The organism is Mesorhizobium robiniae (assembly GCF_040545535.1).
Classification (GTDB): Bacteria; Pseudomonadota; Alphaproteobacteria; order Rhizobiales; family Rhizobiaceae; genus Mesorhizobium; species Mesorhizobium robiniae.
Genome location: NZ_JBEPMC010000001.1, coordinates 517,171 through 534,917, shown reverse-complemented (window position 1 = coordinate 534,917; position 17,747 = coordinate 517,171). Strand labels below are relative to the sequence as shown.

Sequence of the window (17,747 nt, the reverse complement as noted above, 5' to 3'; positions counted from 1 at the left end):
AAGTGATTTTGCGCGCTACAGCTCGCCAATCTTATATTCGCCGCCGCAAGCGCCCCACGATGAGAAGGCTCAAGCGGCAGCGCGCAGCAGCGTGACGATACGCTCGACCGCGGCTGTCAGCAATGTCGTGCCACGCCAGTCTTCGGAACCAGCCAGTTCCACGATGCGCCCAGTTCTGGGACATGAGCCGGGCGGCTGCGCGCCCGAAATCGTGACGCGGCGACATCGCATGGTCCGGAATAGTTCAATCAAACAAGGAGATAGAGACCTATCTTGATTCTATTTGTGCGGATCAGGCGCTTGACACTTGAGCACGATCAGGAACCGGACATGATCTGCCAGACGGCCACGCCCGCAAGCGCCAGCCCAGCAGCGCCTTCGATAGTTCGGGAAATGGTTTCGAGTGGCTTGCCGGCGAAGAAATCCATCAGGCGTTCCCGAAACAGGATCGACAACACCGCGACGCAGGACAGCGTCAGCGCCACACCGACCATCATGGTGATCGCGAAGAGAATACCGGCGCCGGGAATGCCCCTGGACATCGCGAAGGTCATCACGAAGAGCGTCAGCGGGCACGGGACCAGACCTGCCATAACGCCGACCGCCTCGCCCTCATGCTTGTGGTGATGGCCGCGGATCAAAGCGCGCCAGAGCATCCAGACACCGATCAGGCCGAGCAGCCCACGACTGATATCCTCCAAAAGCGGAGCGCGGCCAACGCTGCCCAAGGCTATGGAGACCAGCGGCAGCGAGAGAACCGCAATCAGAACGGCAATCATCACATGCGTGAACGACAGCGTGATCGATACGAGAAGGCCGCGCGGAACCTTTGCATCCGAACCGGCAAGATATGTCGCCAGCACGGCCTTGCTATGACCCGGCGTCAGCGCATGGGCGGCGCCGAAGACGATGCCCATCGGCAGGAAAGTCATGAACGCCAGCCAGTCGCCTCCCACCGAGAGCAGTTTGATCTGCTCGCCGACCGCCAGATAGATCGTTCGTTGGAACTCGACAAGGATTTGGAACATCAGCCAAGGGTAACAGAAACGAGCCGGTCGGAGCGACCGTTAGTGCCTGTGTCCGCTGTGACCATGTTCATGGGGATGATCCGCATCCGCTCTCGCCAATGTTATGTTTGCCGCCGCAAGCGCCGGCATGTGATCGAACAGCTCGGCTTCCAACGCTGCCGTGATCTTTTTCGCTTCGGACACCGGCAGATTTTCCTCGACGGCAATAGCAATGTCGGCGTGCAGCTTGTGGCCGATCCACCGCGCCCTGGCGTCGACGATGCGCGCTTCCGGCACATGCGCGGCAGCATGGTGGATTTCGCCGATGACATCAGGCTCCACGCCGTCGAGCATGCGGGTCAGCACCGAGCGGGCCGACTGCCAGACGATGCCGAAGATCGCAAGTGTGATCAGCAGGCCGACGATTGGGTCGGCCAGCGGAAAACCGAGCCAGACCCCGAGCGCCCCGATGACCACGGCAAGGCTGGTCAGGCCGTCGGTGCGGGCATGATAGCCGTCGGCGATCAGCGCGGCGCTGTTGATTTCCCGGCCGACGCGGATGCGGAACACCGCGACCGCTTCATTGCCGAGAAAGCCGACAATACCTGCTGCAGTCAGCCAACCAAGATGCGTCACCACGCGTGGATTTATCAAACGATCGATGGCCTGGTAGCCGGCGACGATGGCGCTGAACAGGATGATCCCGACGATGATGATCCCGGCCAGGTCCTCGACCCGGCCAAGGCCGTAGGTGAAGGTCGGCGATGGCTTGCGCCGGGCCAGTATGAACGCGATCCACAGCGGAATGGCGGTGGTGGCGTCGCCGATATTGTGGATCGTGTCGGCCAGCAGCGCCACGCTGCCCGACAGCACCACCACGACCATTTGCAATGCCGCGGTGATTGCCAGGATGACGAACGACCATTTTATCGCCCAGATGCCCCGGTCGGTCGTCGCGATGGTCGCATCGATGACCCCGTGGGTGTGACCGTGCGAGCCATGGCCGCCATGGCCATGCGCCGTGTGATCGTGTGAGCCGAACCCGAACCAGTCGAGAATGCGCGCGCCAAGGCTGCTCACAGGTGTTTGACTGCTCACAGGTATTTCGCCAGTTGCTTGAGTTCCGCCAGCGAATTGCCGCCCGCTTCCGCGGTGCCCGTTTCCGCAGTATCGGTCAGGCAATGCTCGATATGATCGTGGATCAATTCGCGTTTTGCGCTGCTGATGGCGCTTTCCACGGCGTGGAGCTGCTGCGCCAGATCAACACAGGGACGATGCGCCTCGAACATGGCCAGCACCGCCGCAAGGTGGCCTTGGGCACGCTTCAGACGCTTCACGATAGCAGGATGCGAATGGTGGATGCCTTCGGACATGTCGTGACCGTATCCTCCCCCGGGGGATACGGTCAACCTTTTTTGAACTCACCTTGCCGGTGAGGTTTCCCACGGCAGCAGCAGGGTACTGGCCCAGGTGGCTGGTTGCGAACATGATCTCACGATGAGAAGGTTCAAGTGTCAGCGCGCAGCTGCTTGACGATACGCTCGACCGCGGCTGTCAGCGATGTCGTGCCACGCCAGTGCTCGGTGCCGGCCTGGCGCGCGAAGCGGCCGTTTGCAATGCCCTCGTACATGCCGAGCAGGGCGGCGGTAACCTCCGTGGAGAGCCCCGCCTCGGCCAGGACCGCTTCGCGCTGTTCCGGCGGCACCAGCACCGGCTCGACTGGACGGCCGAGCACTTTCGCAAAGGCAGCCGCCACATCGCTGGCGCTCCAGTCCTCGGGCCCGGCCAGTTCTACGATGCGCGTTCCAGCCCAGTTCTGGGACATGAGCCGGGCGGCGGCGCGCCCGACATCGGCCGTGCTCACCATGGGAATTTTCCGGTCGGGTTCCAGAAACGATGGGAGCACGCCTTCCGAGACGCAGACCCCAGCGACTTCCGACCAGGTTTCGACAAAATAGCCCGAGCGCAGAAAGGCCGTGGCGGGCGCGGTGCCGGCTAGCATCGCCTCGATCTGATGCAGGGTGGCGATGACCCCGGTGTCCGTCTCATGCTGCGCGCCGATCGACGACAGGATAACGCTCCTGGACAGATCGGCACGACGGACCGCCTGGGCAAGTGCCGCGCCGATCTCCGCTGTCCGCCCAAACGGATCGCCGGCGACCGGCGGAGGGTTGAGGAGAAACGCCGCCGTTGCGCCTTTCAAAGCGGCGGCAACCTGCTCTGCGTTGTCGAGGCTGGCGACGGCGACTTCGGTGCCGAGCGCCGCCCACGCTTTGCCCTGCTCCGGACGGCGCACGACCACGCGCACGGGCTCGCCGCCCGACATCAGCGCACGCGCCGTTTCCCCGCCGGCCCGCCCATTTGCTCCAAAAACCACATGCATGATCTGTTCTCCTTGATGTTCGCAATTGATGAGAGCCCGAAACTACGGAATGGCTAGGTATGCGACAAATGCATGTGCTATATAGTCGGCATGCACCAAGTGAATTTACGTCGTGTCGATCTGAACCTGCTGGTGGTGCTCGAGGCGCTGCTTGACGAAAGAAGCGTTACTCGGGCCGCCGTCCGTCTGAATATGAGCCAGCCGGCGGTGAGCCGTGCGCTGTCGCGGCTACGAAAGCTGTTCGGGGACGCTCTTCTGGCGGAAGGGCGCACAGGTTACATGCTCACTGCCCGCGCCGAAGGGATTCGGCCAGCGTTGCGCAGCACACTGGCCGACATCGCTACGATGCTCGGGGCGAACCCCTTCGACCCGGCAACTGCAACCGGTCATGTGCGGCTGCTGATGATGGATCTTGAGACTGCCGCGTTGGCGCCTCATCTGCTTGCTCGTCTCGCCGTCGAAGCACCGGCGCTCGACCTGGACGTTCTGCCGCCCAGCGCAACGGCGATCGAAGCACTGGAGGAGAATGCCGTGGATGCGCTCGTCGGCGTCTTCGACGATGCGCCCGCGGGCATCCGCCGGCGCGGTCTCTATCAAGACCGATTTGTCACGCTGATGCGCGCCGGGCACCCTGCAGCGGCCCAAGAGCTGACGCTCGACCGATATCTCGAATTGGGTCATATCGTGGTGCGCGTCACCGGCGTCGGACCAGGGCTCGTCGACGTGGCGCTCGCTGGTGTGGGCCGCCGCGGACGGGTGAGCGTGCGCGTGCCGAGCTTCCTTGCGGCAGTGGAAATCGCTGCCCGCTCCGATCTGATCATGACGCTGCCGTCGAGCCTGGCGCAGATGGTGGGGGGCCGTTTTGTCTCGCTGCCCCCGCCGCTCGATCTCGGCAGCTTCACGATGAGCCTTCTCTGGCACGCGCGCCACCAGGACGAGCCTCGGCACGTCTGGTTGCGGCATGCCATCGCCGCCGCCGCAACGGCGCTGAGCGCGCCCGGCGCGTCCACCGTCAAAGGCAGCGTCCGTTCGCAGCCTGCTCCTTGAAGAGGAGGGGCGTGCGCATGTTGCGCGGGCAGCATTTCGAGATGGCCCGCCTGCCTGCCGGTTAGACCCCGCCGTATTATTTCGTGACCGCGTTGCGCTGGAACCTTCCCTCGCACCACGCGTTCGGGGCGCTGTATTCGCCATGCCTCATATTTAGGCAAAAAACGGGCAACGGGCGAATGCCGGTGGGAGGCAAAAAAGTGGGTTGGGGAGGAGCAGTTGTTATGTCGAACCGTGAAATCGGAACGTCCCACACATTGAACCGACGCGTCGCTGACCTCAGGGCCAGGATGCAGAACGCCCGGATTTCCGGGCATGAGATAAAAACCTTTCAGAAGGTCGCTGCCGCCATGGGAGGAGGCGAAGGCGCCCTGCGGCTCGACGCAGACGACCTGATTGCCGCATCTTTCGTTGTCGAGATGCTGGACGATTCCAGGTCGAATTGACGATCGTAGACCTTGGTAATCAGCCGGGCACCATGTCGGAGGCCACAGAGACGGCGCGTCCAAGGCCGGCGACCGCTTTCCTGACGCGCTGCAAATGCGCCTGGCGCTCGGCTACGGAGACTGTGTCCATCCGGTAGAGCGCCAGGAATTTGGTCGAGCACAGCGGATGGCAGACGGAGCGGAAGCCGCGCAGCAAGGTGCGCCGGCCGGGCTGGCCCATGATCCACGACATCAGCGGCGTCGCGCCGCATGTCGTCATCACCAGCACCCGGCGTATGTGCCGCAATTTGGGACGCGGACCGCGCTGCGCCGTCGGCATCTCGAAGGCGAAACCCGGCACCAGCACCCGCTCCAGCCAGCCCTTCAGCATCGCCGGCAGGCCATACCACCAGGTCGGATAGATGAAGATCACCGCCTGCGCCCAGCGCAGTTCCTGCGCCCGGTCGTGCACCGGTTCGAGATTGGCGGCATTGTCGTGATACCCGCGCCATTCGTCGGCACGCATGACCGGATCGAATCCGGTCGCGTAAAGGTCGAGGAGATGAACCTCATGGCCGTGGTCGGCAAGTGTCTCCAGCACTGTGTCGCGTACAGCCCCGTTGAAGCTGTCGGCGCAGGGGTGGCAATAGACGACGAGGACTTTCATGCTGTTCTCTGGGGGCTGTGGTGATCCTCCACGGCGCTTGCCGTGTCGAAATATTCGCGCCACGACAGGATGCGCCTGTCGCCGTCGAGATCGATGAGTATGGCATCCTCGGTCAAGCTGCGGGCGCCGTCGCGCCGCCGCGTCACTTCCCACAGCCATTCCAGCGCCACCCGCCTGCCGTCGGCGGAGGCAAAGGCCGAGGTGACGGTCACGGAGAGATCGCCATAGTCGCGATGGAAGTCGGCGATAGTGCGCGCCAACCTCTCGTAGGGAATCCGGTTGCCTGGCGCCGTCAACACCCCGTCGGGATGCCAGTCGGCGGCAGCGGCCGAAAAGTCGCCGGATTTCCACGCATCCGCCTGGCGTTCGAGCATGCCAAGCGTGGCGGCATCGCAATCGACCTTGGCATCGGGAGCCAATATGGTCACAGCACAGAACCTCCCAGTCCAAAGACGAGTCGGCCGGCCAGTGCCCCGCAAAACACGGCGAAGCAGGCGCCGATCGCCAGGATTTCGCCGACCGACAGCTTTTCACGCGCCGGGTGCAAGCTGGTGCGGTCGGCCGAGCCGTTGAAGGCTTTCGCCTGCAGCGCGATTTCCATGAGTTGCGCCTTGGTCAGCGAGATCATGATCAGCGGCACCAGCATGCGGCCGAGCGCGATCAGCTTGCGCAGCATGCCGATGCTGTCGATGTCGATGCCGCGCAGCCGCTGCGCCTCCTTGATGCCCTCCAGCTCCTGGAACAGCAGCGGCACGAAGCGGAACGTCGTCGAAAACAGGAACGCTATGCGATAGGGAACGCCGACGCGCACCAGCCCGAGCACGATGTCGTTGGGCTCGCTGGTCATGAACACCAACTGAAATGCCAGCATCGGGATCAGCACGCGGCAGCAGACCACCAGTCCGAACAGCAGGCCCTCGACGTAGAAGATGTTGAGCGAGCCGAGCAGCGGCACGCCAGGCGGCACGGTGAAAACCGGCGTCTTGCCGAACGGGCTCCACAGGCCCTGGATCACGGTGATCAGCACCAGTGCCGGCAACACGATCAGAACCAGCTTGCGAATGGTGGCGATGGTCACGCCGGCGGCAAACATCAGCCCGATAATGACGGTAAGGAATGCCGCCTGCAGCACGACACTGTTCCAGACGAAGATCAGCGTGCTTGCCAGGAGAAGCAGTGCGAACTTCACCCGCATATCGGCTCGGGCGATCGTGGTTTCGGCGGACAGATGCTGGACGGCGTAGCTAACCATTATGCGATCTCCACGCAGGCGCCGAGCATCGCCGTTAGATCGTCCGGGCCAAGCGGACGCGCAGCGCGCAGCGCCGGCACGTGCTGGCCGAAGCGCACCGTCTGCGGCGGCACGAGACCAGCGGCTTCCATCGCGTCGCCGTCGTAAAAGACATCGCGCAACGCGCCGTCGCGGACGATTTTGCCACCATCCATCACGACGAGGCGGTCGACGAAGCCTGGCAGCAGATAGAGATGATGGGTGATGAGCACGACCGTCTTGCCCATCCCGTTCAAGGCCTGCAGCATTTCGAGGATGGCCAGCGATCCGCGCCAATCCTGGCCGGTCGTCGGTTCGTCGAAGATCAGTATCTCAGGCTCGAGCGCCAGCACGGCGGCGATGACGACGCGCAGCCGGTCGCCGCGGCTGAGCGACATCGGATGCTGGTCGGCGGCGTGGGCGAGGTCCATCGCCGTCAGCGAGCGGCTGACGGCGACATCGATATCGCTCTTGGGCCGCTTCATCATCGACAGCGCGAAGCCGACTTCCTTGGCCACCGTATCGCAGAAGACCTGGGCATGTGCATTCTGCGAGACATAGCCGATGCGCTGCGCGAGATCGCTGACCTTGAGCGCAGCAATGTCGTCGCCGGCGACGCGCACGGTGCCCGACGACGGCGACAGCAGATGCAGGAAATGCCGCACCAGCGTGGATTTGCCGCTGCCATTGCGGCCGACAATGCCGAGGAATTCGCCATGGGCAACCGTCAGGTCGACGCCGCGCAGCGCCTGCGTGCCATCGGGATAGATATGGGTCAGGCCCTCCACCGCCAGCGCAGTCCCGACCTTGGAGACATCGCGCCGCGTCTCCACCGGAACGGCGGAAAGTGAGATCGTCAACGGATTCGCCTTGATCGCCGCCTTGGCCGCGGCCAGCGTCACCGGCCGCGCCGCGGGTGGGTTACGGCCATGCGCGGGCGCATTGCGGGCAAGCACCTCGAAGCTGCGCACGATGTCCGGCGGGCGCACGCGATGTTCGGCAAGCATCCCGATGGCGGCAAAGACGGTCTCAGGCGGTCCCTCGGCCGCGATCCTGCCCGCGGAAATGAGCAGGATACGATCGGCGATTTCTGCTAGTTCCTCGCTGGCGTGGCTGGTGATGACGACGGTCAGGCCGTTCTCGCGGTTCAATCGCCGCAGTATGGCGAAGACTTCCGCCGCGGCGATCGGATCAAGCTGCGAGGTCGGTTCGTCGAGCACGATGATGTCGGATGACAGTGCCAGCGCCGCGGCAATCGACAGCCGCTGCTTTTGGCCGCCCGACAGGTTCGCTGGATGCCTGGTCTCCTGCCCGGTGAGACCTACTGCTTTCAGCGCCTCGCCGACGCGGCGGGCGATTTCCGGCGTCGGTACTTTGAGGTTCTCCAGCGCGAACGCCACCTCGCCTTCAACTGTCGTTGCGGTGATCTGCGTTTCGGGATCCTCGAACACCATGCCGACCAATTGCGCCAGCCGGCTGGTCGGCGTCTCGATCGCATCGAGGCCGGCGATGTGGACGCTGCCAAAGAATTCGCCGCCGAAGAACTGCGGCACGATCCCGTTCAGCGCCAGGCAGAACGTCGTCTTGCCGGCGCCGGTCGGGCCGATCACGCCGACGATCTCGCCGCGGCCGATCGTCAGGTTGATCTTGTCCAGCGCCGGGCGATTGGCGCCAGGATAGCTGTAGCTGACAGTGTTGAAGCGGATGAGCGGACCATCGGTCCGCTCATCCTCACCTGATGAACCGATCCGTGGCATCAGTAACCTGCCAGCTTCGCCTTTGCGATGGGAGACCGGCGAATGGCGGCGATGAGCGCGAAGGCGACCACCGCTCCAACGGCGGTGAAGACGACGCGTTCCGCGAAGATGATGAAGATCAGCGGCGGCCACACTTCGGCCGGCCACGGATTGGTGGCGAAGGACGGCACCCAGTTGAGCTGGATACCTGCCGTCGAACCGAAGAAGAACACGACGAAATAGGCGCAATAGAGCGACAGGCTCGCCGTGCCGTTGCGGATCTGGTCGATTGCCCAGTTCCTGATCTGCGGAATGGCGATCAGGATCAGCGCCACGTCGACCGTGAAGACGTTGCTCAGCCACAGCCAGAAGCCGATGCCGAAGGACAGCGACTGATAGAGGTAGATCAGGTTTGCGGCGAGCGTGATGATCCAGGGCACATACCAGAGCGAGCGGTTTGGATACATGACCATGCCGACGGCAAAGGCGCTCATGGCGCCCATCAGCGGGCTCCAGGGTCCGAGGTTGGTGTAAGGCGCGATGACATTGCCGACGACGATACCGATGACAGAAGCGATCGGTCCAGCGATCGGGCCGAGCAGCAGGCCGAGCAGCGGATGGATGACGTCGTGCAGCGGCCACCCTCCCCCCATGCCGCCGACCACGATTGAGGCCGGAATGAAGGCAAGCACGGCGACAAGTGCCGCCAGGATGGCCGTATAGGATACGGGCGCGCCTCCGATCGAGACGCCTCCTGTCGTTACCAGACTGCGCGGTTGCGGTGCGTCGGCTGTCATTGTTGTTCCCCTTGTTGAGCAGCGTTTTCGCTGGCTAAGTTCCCAAAGAGAATGTGGCCGAAAAGTCCGGTGCGTCAAAGCATCAAAGAACGCGCACCCCGTTGCCTTTCGGGCAACGGGGTCCCCCGCCGCTCGACGCTGGCCGTCACCGTCAATGACGGGACGCTACCTCTAACCCACAGCACCTTTCACCCTCACGATCCGCTCTGGCTGGCGATCAGGCTGCTCAGCCGTTCGAGCAGGTGGCTGGGCAGCGGCGCCAATCGACCGCGAGCGCGATGCACGACGCTGAGCCGCTGGCTGAAGCGGGCAAGTTCGGCGATCGGGATGAAGGTGACCGCCCGAGAAAGATGGCTGTGCAGCACGTCGATCCGGTTGAGAATGGCGATGCCCTGATCGAGCATGGCGAAATGCTTGAGCAGCTCAAAACTGTTGGATTCCAGCACCGGCTCGAGCGACAGGCCGGCAGAGGCGCAGGCATGGTCGAAGTGATCGCGCAGCGTGACGCCAACCTGCGGCATGATCAGCGGAAACCGCCTGAGGTCGCCAAGGCGCAGCACGGCTTTCGAGGCAAGTTCGTGGTCGGGCAGCACGACGGCGCCGCAATTGCTCCACATCGACTCGGCAACGGTCAGGTTGGGTGTGTCGGGAAGATCGAACGCAAAACCCAGATCGATCTCCCCGGCCGCGACCTGCCGGGCGATGTCGTCGGCCGCCAGAACGCTGACCGAAAACCGTGTGAAGGGCCGTTCGCGGCGATACTCGGCCAACGCATAGGACAGCATGTCGTTGGCGAGCCCGCCCACCGTGGCGATCGACGCGCTGGCGAAACGGCCGTCCTTCAGCGTCTCGATCCGTTCGATCGCCCTTTTGTGATGCTTCAACGTTTCCCTGGCGTGGGTGATCAGCACCTCGCCGGCGGCGGTCGGCCGCATCTGGCCTGGCAGGCGCTCGAAAATCGGCGTCCCCAGCTGTTGTTCCAGCGCGATGATTTGCCGGTTGATAGCCGACGCCGCGACATTGAGCGTCACCGCCGCCTTGCGGATCGAGCCGCAGCGAGCCACTTCGTCGAGATAGCGAAGCAAACGGGAGTGGATCAAGGGATCTCCGGCTGGTGTTACGCTGCTTGGGCCGCAGTGCATCAAGACGGAACACCGTCAGCCGCGTCAAGGCCCGCGCGTTTCGCCCAAGGCTGGTTGCTGATGCTCTACGGCGCCCCCTCTGTCCCGCCCGACCTCTACCTCTCACACAGGAAGACAGAACTCCTTTTTTCTCAAAGAGATACAAGCCAGACGTGAATCTATGCGAGAGGCATTCTCGCCGTATCGACGGCGCATTGGCAAATTCCCCAGCCGGGAAAGCGGTCCGGGCGCAGCCATGGCTGCGCCGGGTTGCCGTCGCCCGAAAGCACCGCGTCCACCAGCCAGCGCGCCGTGGCTGGTGCTGCACGCATGCCGATCGAGCCCATGCCGCCATGCACGAACAGGCCTTCGATATCAGTCTTGCCGGCGACCGGCAGACCGTCGGAGAGCATCGGCCGGTTGCCGGGATAGACGTTGCTCACCCGCGGCGAGCCAAGGCCGGGCAGCATGCGCAGCGTGCGGCTGGCGATCCGGCTCGCCATATCGGTATTGCGAACCAAGTCGCGAAAAGCCGGCTGGACCGATGCGCCGAGCCGCGCATCGCCGCCACGCATCGGATTGAGGCAAATGGCCTCGACGGCCGGCTGGTCGTCCCGCTGCTCGGCGACGTCGGCAAGGCCGGCGAGGCTCATCCGCTTTCCCAGCTCCTCCTGGTCCGGCCATGTCAGCTCCTCGACGATCCACGGCAGCTCGAAGTCGAGCTTGCCCAACTGGATCAGCCAGCCGCGGCCGGCGGTGAACGGCAGGCCGGGCAGCGGCCCGTCGCCGACGGTTCGCCGCAGCAGGTCCGACATCCACAGCCCGTTGGCGATGAAGACGAGATCGGCCGATATGATCCCCTGATCGGTCAGCACGCCCTGGACCTTGCCGCCCTTCGAAAAAATCTGGGCGACGCGAAGCCCTGTCCGGATCACCGCACCGGCCTCGCGGGCGGCGTGGGCGAAGGCATGCGTCGCGCCCATCGGCTCCAACGTCCAGGCGCGGCCGACGTGATAGCCGCCCGCCACCTTGAAGCCGATGCGCGGATGATCCCGCGCGAGTTCCGCGCCGGTGATCTTCTCCATGGCGACGCCGGCGGCCCGGTAGCGATCGGCGACCACTCCGGCCGCCTCGAAGCTTGCCTCGTCCTCCGAGATGAGCAGGTGGCCGATCTTGCCGAACTCGAACGGCACCGCTCCTTGCGAAAGCTCCTCATAGATAGCCGCGCAGGCGTCGAGCATTTCGACCACTTCTGTCTGCGGGCCGCTGAGCAAGGTGCCGGTGTTGCGCCCTGAAGATTCGGCGGCGATCACCGTCTGTTCGAGAACGACCGTTTTGACGCCCCTCGACGCCAGCTCGTAAGCCAGCGTGCAGCCGGCGATTCCACCACCGATGATGACGGCGTCGACCGGTCCGCTGTTGGAGCCCGGTTTCTTGTGTGGATCCGATCCGAGCGACATGGAACTCCCCTGCCGATACGCGGCAATTCTGGATACCGGTATACGAGAATACAGATATCCGCACAAGCCGCTTTCTGTTAGGCAAGCTCCAGGTGATAGGAGAATCGATTGCGCGAATTTGGCGAAGGCTTGATGCAGAAACCGCTGACCGTGGCGGAGCAGGTGGCCAACGTGCTGCGCGAATCGATCGCCGACGGCAGCCTGGCGGCCGGCACGCCGCTGCGCCAGGACGACTTGGCCGAGCGCTTCGGCTTCAGCCGCATGCCGGTCCGCGACGCGCTTCGCCAGCTCGAGGCCGAAGGCATCGTTTCGATCCATCCGACCAAGGGCGCGCACGTCGCCAGGATGGATGTTACCGAGATCAGGGAGATCTTTGCGGTCCGCGCACTGCTCGAAAGCGAGGCGCTGCGGCTCTCGGTGCCGAACCTCGGCATCGAGAAGCTCGACGAGGCAGGCCATGTGCTCAACCAGATCGATGCCGAGCCGAATGTCGGCCGCTGGGGAACGCTGAACCGTGCCTTTCACCTGGCCCTTTACAGCGCCTGCGGCAACGCCCGGCTCCTCGGCCTCATCGAAGCCCACCACAATGCGGCCGACCGCTACGTTCGCGTTCTCCTGTCCAACCTCAACTATCGCAGCCAATCGCAGGAGGAGCACCGCGACCTGTTGACGACCTGCCGGCACCGTGATGCCGCGGCGGCCGTCCGCATCCTGCGAAAGCACCTCAGCGAGGGGATGGAAACGCTGGCCCAGGCTGGAGACGGGCCGGCGGGAAAGCCCTGACCCTTGCCGCAACGACCACGCAAGACGATGACGCCACGACCGAATGCCGGCCGGCACCGCGCCGCGCCTAATGCCGGGGCCAGCACTCCCCGAGCAAATCCCCCCGGAGTCAGCCTTTGCCGCGCGCTGTCGAAACTCGGCCTGTGCTCGCGCAAGCAGGCCGAAGTTCTGGTCGCCGAAGGGCGCGTTCGGGTCGCCGGCAAAATCGTGCGCAACGGCTCGATGCGCGTCGATCCCGGCCGCGACCGCATCGAGGTCGATGGCAGCCGCGTCATTGCCGAGCGCAAGGTCTATCTGATGATCAACAAGCCACGCGGCCTGGTCACCACCCGCGACGACCCGCAGGACCGCGGCACTGTCTATGACTGCCTGGCAGAACTCGACCTGCCTTTCGTGTCGCCGGTCGGCCGCCTCGACAAGGCCAGCGAAGGCCTGCTTTTGATGACCAACGACACGCGTTTCGCGCAGCGCCTGCTCGATCCCGCCTCGCACGTCGCCAAGATTTATCACGTGCAGATCGGCGCCCTGCCCGACGAGGCCATGCTGGCGCGGCTGCGTGCCGGCGCCACGGTCGATGGCGAGGATTTGACGGCGCGGTCGATCGACATCCTGCGCAGCGGAACCAGCACCGCCTGGCTGGAAATCACCCTCGACGAGGGCCGCAACCGCCATATCCGCCGGCTGCTCGGCGCCTATGACGTGGAAGTGCTTCGTCTTGTGCGGGTGGCGGTCGGCCCCTTGCAGCTCGGCGACCTTGCCAAAGGTAAGGCCCGCCACCTCACGGCCGAAGAGCTGGCGTTGTTCGCGGCCTCGGCCTGAGCGAAGGCGCATCGCTCCCTTCTCCCATGTTGCGGGAGAAGGGAAAGGGGCAGCTCCCGCCGCCCGGCCCTGACCGTTACTCGGCCGGAACCGGGCTGAGGCCGGTATCGCCCATCGACTGCGGTCTGGTTTCCTTGCGTGCCGAGGCACGGGCGAGAACGCTCTGCCGGTTGACGGATTTGCGCTCGGCGTCGATGCGGCGGATCAGGATTTCCGCGCGCTCGATCGACCCGAGCAGGGCCAGGATCGTGCCGCGTTCGGCTGCGCCCGCATTCGGTCCGAGCGCCAGCGTGCGGGCACGCAGTTCCTCGACCTCCGGCAGATTGACATGGCCGGCCGGCATCTGTGGGTGGGAGATGCCGTAGGTCGGCAAGATTTCCCGCAGCGAAATATCGAGCTTGCTCAAGGCCACGTCAACGATGGCCTGCGCTGGGCCGCTGAACTTCTCGCGCCTGACACGGCGTGCCACCTGATGCATCGATTCCGTCAGGGCAGCCGTGAAGTCGGCTTCCTCGATCAGGCTGGCGATCAGGTCGAGCTGGTCGTAGGGCAGATCCTCCTTCATCAGTTCGGCGGTGTAGGCGCGGATATCGCGGCTGAGAATGTCGGTTGCAAGATAGTGCTCGCCCGGATCCGACGGCGCCTTCTTGGCCGAGCGTGCGATGTCGAGGAACATGGCGCCGGCCTCGAGATGACGGGCCGTCTCCTGCTGAACGGCGGGAACGGCTTTGGCAAAATCGCCGGCCAGCTTGCGGTCGAGGAATTTCGGCGTCGAGAAATCCTCCGTGTCCTCGGCATCCGTGTGGCCGACACGCGACAGAACCCGCTCGAACACGCCGATGAACGGGAACAGCAACAACGTGTTGAAGATGTTGAAGAAGGTCGAGTAAAGGCCGACCGCGACCGGCACCAGGGGGAAGGTCTCCTTGCCGTCGACGATCACCGGAATGGCGGGATCGCCGCCGAAGAACTGCATGGCCCATCCCAGGACCTGCATGGAGACGAAGAACAGCGGGATGGTGATGCACACGCCGATAATGTTGAACGAGATGTGCGCGTAAGCAGTCCGTTTGGCATTCTTCGAAAGATTGAGCGAAGCCATCCAAGAGGTGATCGTGGTGCCGAGATCCGCGCCAAGCGAGAAGGCGACGGCCGTGGTCCAGTCGAGAATGCCGGCGGCACCAAGGCCCATCACAATGCCGATCGTCGCCGAGGACGAATGGATCATGGCGGTCACGCCGGCGGCGATGAACACGCATTTGAGAAGGTTGATATAGGAATCGGCCGTGAGGCTTTGCAGCAGGGCCATGACTTCGGGCAGGTTGCGAAGCGGACGCAGGCCGCCGGTCATCAGGTTGAGGCCGTAGAAGATGAGCGCGAAGCCCATGCCGGCGAGCGCTATGTTCTTGACCTTTTCACTTTTGGCGAAGCAGTAGATCAGCGAGAACACCCCGGCCAGGATCAATCCGAGCGGACCGAGCGGCAGGGCGATCAGCCCGTTGCCAAGCGTGGTGCCGATATTGGCGCCCATGATCACGCTGATCGCCGGTCGAAGCGCGATGACGCCGGCGTTGACCAGGCCGACGACCATGACGCTCATCGCCGTCGACGACTGGATGACGCCGGTGATCAGTGTTCCTGCCAGCACGCCCTTGATCGGCGTTCCGGCTGCCTTGGCGAGAAAGGCGCGCATCCGGTTGACCGAAAGCGCCTGGATGCCGTTTGCCATGAAGTCCAGGCCGAGCATGAAGATGCCCAACCCGCCGATCACCGGCACGAGGATGTCCTTGAAGATATCTATGTCCATGTGACGCAGTCCCCAACAAGCCGTTACCACGGCGCGATATGACGTTAAGTTCAGATGCTGCGCGAGGCAGCCTGGCTCTTCCGCTCAGTTTCCGACGGGCGCTTGCCTTGCCCAGTATTGTTCGACCTGGTCGACGAGCGCTTTCGGCAGCGGCACATAGCCGAGCGCGGTGGCGTCGCCGGCGCCTTGCGCGAAGGCGAGCCGGAAAAGGTCGTGCACCCGGCGATAGCGATGTTCCGAACGGCCCGAGACCTGAACGACCGCGAACACCGCCGTGCTGATCGGATAGGCGGCGTCTCCGTCCCGATCGGTCAGCGAGGCGAAGAAGTCGGTCGTTTTCGCCCAGTCGACGGACGTCGCCGCAGCCTGAACGCCGTCTGGCTCCGGCTTGACGAATTTGCCGGATTTGTTCTCGATCAATGCGTAGGAAAGGCTGGCGCGCTGGGCCTGGCCGGATTCGGCATAGGCGATCGCGCCCTTCGTATCGTGCACGGCTCGAATGAGGTTTTGAGTGCCTTCCGCATCGGTGCCAAGCGGCCACGAGATCAGCGTATCGGCGCCGTATTTGGCCTTCCACTCCTCGCTGACCGCCGACAGATACTCCGTGAAGACAAAGGTCGAGCCGGAACCATCCTTGCGATGAAGCACGCTGATCCTGAGATCGGGCAGCGTCAGATCCGGATTCGCCGCCTTGATCGCGGGATCGGACCATGACTGGATCTTGCCGAGATAGATGTCGGCCAGAAGCGGCCCCGTCAGGCGAAGGCTTCCCGGGCCAATGCCGTCGAGATTGACGACGACGGCGATGGCGCCCATCACGATCGGGAACTGCTGGCGGCCGGTTTTCCTAAGCTCGGCGGCGTTGATCGGTGCATCCGTCGCCGCAAAGTCCATGTCCGGCTGATCGAGACGCAGGACGCCGGCGAGCGAGCCGACGATTTCATAGTCGACCTTCCAATCGGGCGAAACATAGTCGCCGCCATCGGCGCGGGCGCTCTCGTAGGCGGCTGCCCATTTGCCGATGATCGGGGCGGCCAGCGTCGATCCGGCGCCGCGAATAGGTTCAGCCTGTGCAGCGTCGCCGATCGTCAAAGCAACGGCAAGCGCGATGGCGCCACGTCCGGTTATTTTGGCCCATTTGCGCCGCAGTGACAAAAAGCCTGCTGAAAACATCTCGCGACCCCCAACTATACTGCGCAAACAACTGGCTAATTCTCAGTCCTGGCAGATATCAACAGTCGTCCGTCCAGCGAATGAACGCCGGTCGAGAAACAACATCGCTCATCGTATGAACCTTGGTTAACGATTGGATGACAGAGATCTTGGTGGGCGAAACTTTTTTATTCGCGTTTCCGCGATCGCTTGTCCCGCCGTCCCTCGGACTCCCATGAAGAATTGGGGGTCCGAAGGACTGGACTCCAACGTTGCGCCTAGCGCGCACCCTTCTCCCCCTTGTGGGAGAAGGTGTCGCCGAAGGCGACGGATGAGGGGTGTTCCAGCTTGGCACCGACGGCGCTCCGTCCAACACCCCTCAACCGTCTTGGCGCTGCGCGCCAATCCACCTTCTCCCACAGGGGGAGAAGGGAGAAGGAAGTCTAAGACCTCACTTCGCGTCGTGAAAGATGATGCCGACGGTGTGGCGCGTGCCGGAGCGAAGCCGGCTGACGCCGTGCCTGAGATTGACCCGGTAACTACCCTTGCTGCCTTGCACCGGACGATTGTGGACCGCGAAGGCGACCGCGTCGCCTTGGCGCAGCGGCACCACCTCGGCCCGGCTCTGCATGCGCGGGCGCTGCTCGGTCAGCACGAACTCGCCGCCGGTGAAATCCTTGCCAGGTTCGGACAGCAGGATCGCCACCTGCAGCGGGAAGGCAAGATCGCCGTAGAGATCCTGATGCAGGCAGTTGAAGTCGCCGGGACCATATTGCAGCAGCAGCGGCGTCGGCCGCGTCTGGCCCTGCTCGTGGCATTGCTCGAGGAACGCGGCGTGTTCGTCCGGGTAGCGCTGGGCGATGCCCATGCGCTCGTTCCACTCGTTGGCGACTGCGGCAAGACGCGGATAGAGCGCGGTGCGCAAGCCGCCGATCAGCTCGGGCAAGGGATAGCGGAAATAGCGGTACTCGCCCTTGCCGAAGCCGTGCCGCGCCATATGAACATGGCTGCGGAAATGGCTTTCGTCAGGATAAAACCCGGCGATCTCCCGGCATTCTTGCGGTGTCAGCAGCTTTTCCATCACCGCGCAGCCATAGCCGCTCATCTCCTCGGCCAATGCCTGCCAATCATATCCAGCGACGCGCGTCTCCGCCGATCGGACCGCTGCCTTCGAACCTATCGAATGAATGGTCATGGCTTTGCCTCCTGTGGCTTTGTCCTGCCATCAGAGATGGGTGAAATGGCGCGCCGAGACCACCCGTTTCATGCCGAT

At 63.9% G+C, this 17,747-nt stretch carries 17 protein-coding genes and 1 pseudogene; 4 read left to right on the top strand and 14 right to left on the bottom strand.

Annotated elements, in window-relative coordinates:
• Window positions 1-317 precede the first annotated feature (317 nt).
• From ABID19_RS02535 to ABID19_RS02520, 4 genes and pseudogenes are all read right to left on the bottom strand, one after another.
• Window positions 318-1,028 (bottom strand): HoxN/HupN/NixA family nickel/cobalt transporter, encoded by a 711-nt coding sequence (locus tag ABID19_RS02535; RefSeq protein WP_354487752.1) that lies wholly within the window; start codon window positions 1,026-1,028, stop codon window positions 318-320.
• Window positions 1,029-1,070: 42 nt separating this feature from the next.
• Window positions 1,071-2,087, bottom strand: a pseudogene (locus ABID19_RS02530) (cation diffusion facilitator family transporter); the annotation flags it as partial.
• A 14-nt stretch (window positions 2,088-2,101) separates the two neighbouring features.
• On the bottom strand, window positions 2,102-2,380 hold the full coding sequence (locus ABID19_RS02525) for a metal-sensing transcriptional repressor (protein ID WP_354487748.1): 279 nt from the start codon (window positions 2,378-2,380) through the stop codon (window positions 2,102-2,104).
• Window positions 2,381-2,514: 134 nt separating this feature from the next.
• Window positions 2,515-3,390, bottom strand: coding sequence for an NmrA family NAD(P)-binding protein (locus ABID19_RS02520; RefSeq protein ID WP_354487747.1), 876 nt, complete (start codon window positions 3,388-3,390; stop codon window positions 2,515-2,517).
• Between the two features lie 90 nt (window positions 3,391-3,480).
• On the opposite strand from ABID19_RS02520, the gene ABID19_RS02515 reads away from it, so the two are divergent.
• On the top strand, window positions 3,481-4,437 hold the full coding sequence (locus ABID19_RS02515) for a LysR family transcriptional regulator (RefSeq protein WP_354488279.1): 957 nt from the start codon (window positions 3,481-3,483) through the stop codon (window positions 4,435-4,437).
• Between the two features lie 224 nt (window positions 4,438-4,661).
• Complete coding sequence (locus tag ABID19_RS02510) at window positions 4,662-4,883, top strand: hypothetical protein (protein WP_354487745.1); 222 nt, start codon at window positions 4,662-4,664, stop codon at window positions 4,881-4,883.
• Between the two features lie 19 nt (window positions 4,884-4,902).
• Here ABID19_RS02510 and ABID19_RS02505 read toward each other — a convergent pair whose 3' ends face one another.
• The 7 genes from ABID19_RS02505 to ABID19_RS02475 all read right to left on the bottom strand — a co-directional run bounded on the left by ABID19_RS02505 (window position 4,903) and on the right by ABID19_RS02475 (window position 11,913).
• On the bottom strand, window positions 4,903-5,529 hold the full coding sequence (locus tag ABID19_RS02505; RefSeq protein WP_354487743.1) for an NAD(P)H-dependent oxidoreductase: 627 nt from the start codon (window positions 5,527-5,529) through the stop codon (window positions 4,903-4,905).
• Entirely contained in the window at window positions 5,526-5,957 is a 432-nt protein-coding gene (locus tag ABID19_RS02500) for a nuclear transport factor 2 family protein (RefSeq protein ID WP_354487741.1), read from the bottom strand. The genes ABID19_RS02505 and ABID19_RS02500 overlap by 4 nt, the downstream gene beginning before the upstream one ends.
• Window positions 5,954-6,781, bottom strand: coding sequence for an energy-coupling factor transporter transmembrane component T family protein (locus ABID19_RS02495; RefSeq protein WP_354487739.1), 828 nt, complete (start codon window positions 6,779-6,781; stop codon window positions 5,954-5,956). Before ABID19_RS02495 ends, ABID19_RS02500 begins: the two co-directional genes overlap by 4 nt.
• Entirely contained in the window at window positions 6,781-8,556 is a 1,776-nt protein-coding gene (locus ABID19_RS02490; protein ID WP_354487737.1) for an ABC transporter ATP-binding protein, read from the bottom strand. Before ABID19_RS02490 ends, ABID19_RS02495 begins: the two co-directional genes overlap by 1 nt.
• Window positions 8,556-9,332 (bottom strand): ECF transporter S component, encoded by a 777-nt coding sequence (locus ABID19_RS02485; RefSeq protein WP_354487735.1) that lies wholly within the window; start codon window positions 9,330-9,332, stop codon window positions 8,556-8,558. The genes ABID19_RS02490 and ABID19_RS02485 overlap by 1 nt, the downstream gene beginning before the upstream one ends.
• Window positions 9,333-9,526: 194 nt before the next feature.
• The gene (locus ABID19_RS02480) at window positions 9,527-10,432 is read right to left on the bottom strand and encodes a LysR family transcriptional regulator (protein ID WP_354487733.1); all 906 of its coding nucleotides are present in this window, start codon (window positions 10,430-10,432) and stop codon (window positions 9,527-9,529) included.
• Between the two features lie 200 nt (window positions 10,433-10,632).
• Complete coding sequence (locus ABID19_RS02475) at window positions 10,633-11,913, bottom strand: NAD(P)/FAD-dependent oxidoreductase (protein ID WP_354487731.1); 1,281 nt, start codon at window positions 11,911-11,913, stop codon at window positions 10,633-10,635.
• 108 nt (window positions 11,914-12,021) lie between these two features.
• Between ABID19_RS02475 and ABID19_RS02470 the strand changes: the two genes are divergently transcribed.
• Window positions 12,022-12,696, top strand: a complete 675-nt coding sequence (locus tag ABID19_RS02470) for a GntR family transcriptional regulator (RefSeq protein ID WP_354487729.1) — start codon at window positions 12,022-12,024, stop codon at window positions 12,694-12,696.
• Between the two features lie 27 nt (window positions 12,697-12,723).
• The gene (locus ABID19_RS02465) at window positions 12,724-13,515 is read left to right on the top strand and encodes a pseudouridine synthase (RefSeq protein ID WP_435528686.1); all 792 of its coding nucleotides are present in this window, start codon (window positions 12,724-12,726) and stop codon (window positions 13,513-13,515) included.
• 76 nt (window positions 13,516-13,591) lie between these two features.
• Here ABID19_RS02465 and ABID19_RS02460 read toward each other — a convergent pair whose 3' ends face one another.
• The 3 genes from ABID19_RS02460 to ABID19_RS02450 all read right to left on the bottom strand — a co-directional run bounded on the left by ABID19_RS02460 (window position 13,592) and on the right by ABID19_RS02450 (window position 17,669).
• A complete protein-coding gene (locus ABID19_RS02460; protein ID WP_354487726.1) occupies window positions 13,592-15,322 on the bottom strand; it encodes a Na/Pi cotransporter family protein in 1,731 nt (576 codons plus the stop codon).
• An 84-nt stretch (window positions 15,323-15,406) separates the two neighbouring features.
• On the bottom strand, window positions 15,407-16,495 hold the full coding sequence (gene pstS / locus ABID19_RS02455) for a phosphate ABC transporter substrate-binding protein PstS (protein WP_354487724.1): 1,089 nt from the start codon (window positions 16,493-16,495) through the stop codon (window positions 15,407-15,409).
• A gap of 430 nt (window positions 16,496-16,925) precedes the next feature.
• Window positions 16,926-17,669 carry a 2OG-Fe(II) oxygenase gene (locus tag ABID19_RS02450; protein ID WP_354487722.1) on the bottom strand — a complete coding sequence of 248 codons (744 nt, stop codon included), beginning with the start codon at window positions 17,667-17,669 and terminating at the stop codon, window positions 16,926-16,928.
• Window positions 17,670-17,747 lie beyond the last annotated feature (78 nt).

Excerpts from the sequence above, each read along its gene's own strand:
- ABID19_RS02535 (WP_354487752.1), bottom strand. The coding sequence starts at position 1,028 with ATGTTCCAAATCCTTGTCGAGTTCCAACGAACGATCTATCTGGCGGTC.
- ABID19_RS02525 (WP_354487748.1), bottom strand. The coding sequence starts at position 2,380 with ATGTCCGAAGGCATCCACCATTCGCATCCTGCTATCGTGAAGCGTCTG.
- ABID19_RS02520 (WP_354487747.1), bottom strand. The coding sequence starts at position 3,390 with ATGCATGTGGTTTTTGGAGCAAATGGGCGGGCCGGCGGGGAAACGGCG.
- ABID19_RS02515 (WP_354488279.1), top strand. The coding sequence starts at position 3,481 with ATGCACCAAGTGAATTTACGTCGTGTCGATCTGAACCTGCTGGTGGTG.
- ABID19_RS02510 (WP_354487745.1), top strand. The coding sequence starts at position 4,662 with ATGTCGAACCGTGAAATCGGAACGTCCCACACATTGAACCGACGCGTC.
- ABID19_RS02505 (WP_354487743.1), bottom strand. The coding sequence starts at position 5,529 with ATGAAAGTCCTCGTCGTCTATTGCCACCCCTGCGCCGACAGCTTCAAC.
- ABID19_RS02495 (WP_354487739.1), bottom strand. The coding sequence starts at position 6,781 with ATGGTTAGCTACGCCGTCCAGCATCTGTCCGCCGAAACCACGATCGCC.
- ABID19_RS02490 (WP_354487737.1), bottom strand. The coding sequence starts at position 8,556 with ATGCCACGGATCGGTTCATCAGGTGAGGATGAGCGGACCGATGGTCCG.
- ABID19_RS02485 (WP_354487735.1), bottom strand. The coding sequence starts at position 9,332 with ATGACAGCCGACGCACCGCAACCGCGCAGTCTGGTAACGACAGGAGGC.
- ABID19_RS02475 (WP_354487731.1), bottom strand. The coding sequence starts at position 11,913 with ATGTCGCTCGGATCGGATCCACACAAGAAACCGGGCTCCAACAGCGGA.
- ABID19_RS02465 (WP_435528686.1), top strand. The coding sequence starts at position 12,724 with ATGACGCCACGACCGAATGCCGGCCGGCACCGCGCCGCGCCTAATGCC.
- ABID19_RS02460 (WP_354487726.1), bottom strand. The coding sequence starts at position 15,322 with ATGGACATAGATATCTTCAAGGACATCCTCGTGCCGGTGATCGGCGGG.
- pstS (WP_354487724.1), bottom strand. The coding sequence starts at position 16,495 with ATGTTTTCAGCAGGCTTTTTGTCACTGCGGCGCAAATGGGCCAAAATA.
- ABID19_RS02450 (WP_354487722.1), bottom strand. The coding sequence starts at position 17,669 with ATGACCATTCATTCGATAGGTTCGAAGGCAGCGGTCCGATCGGCGGAG.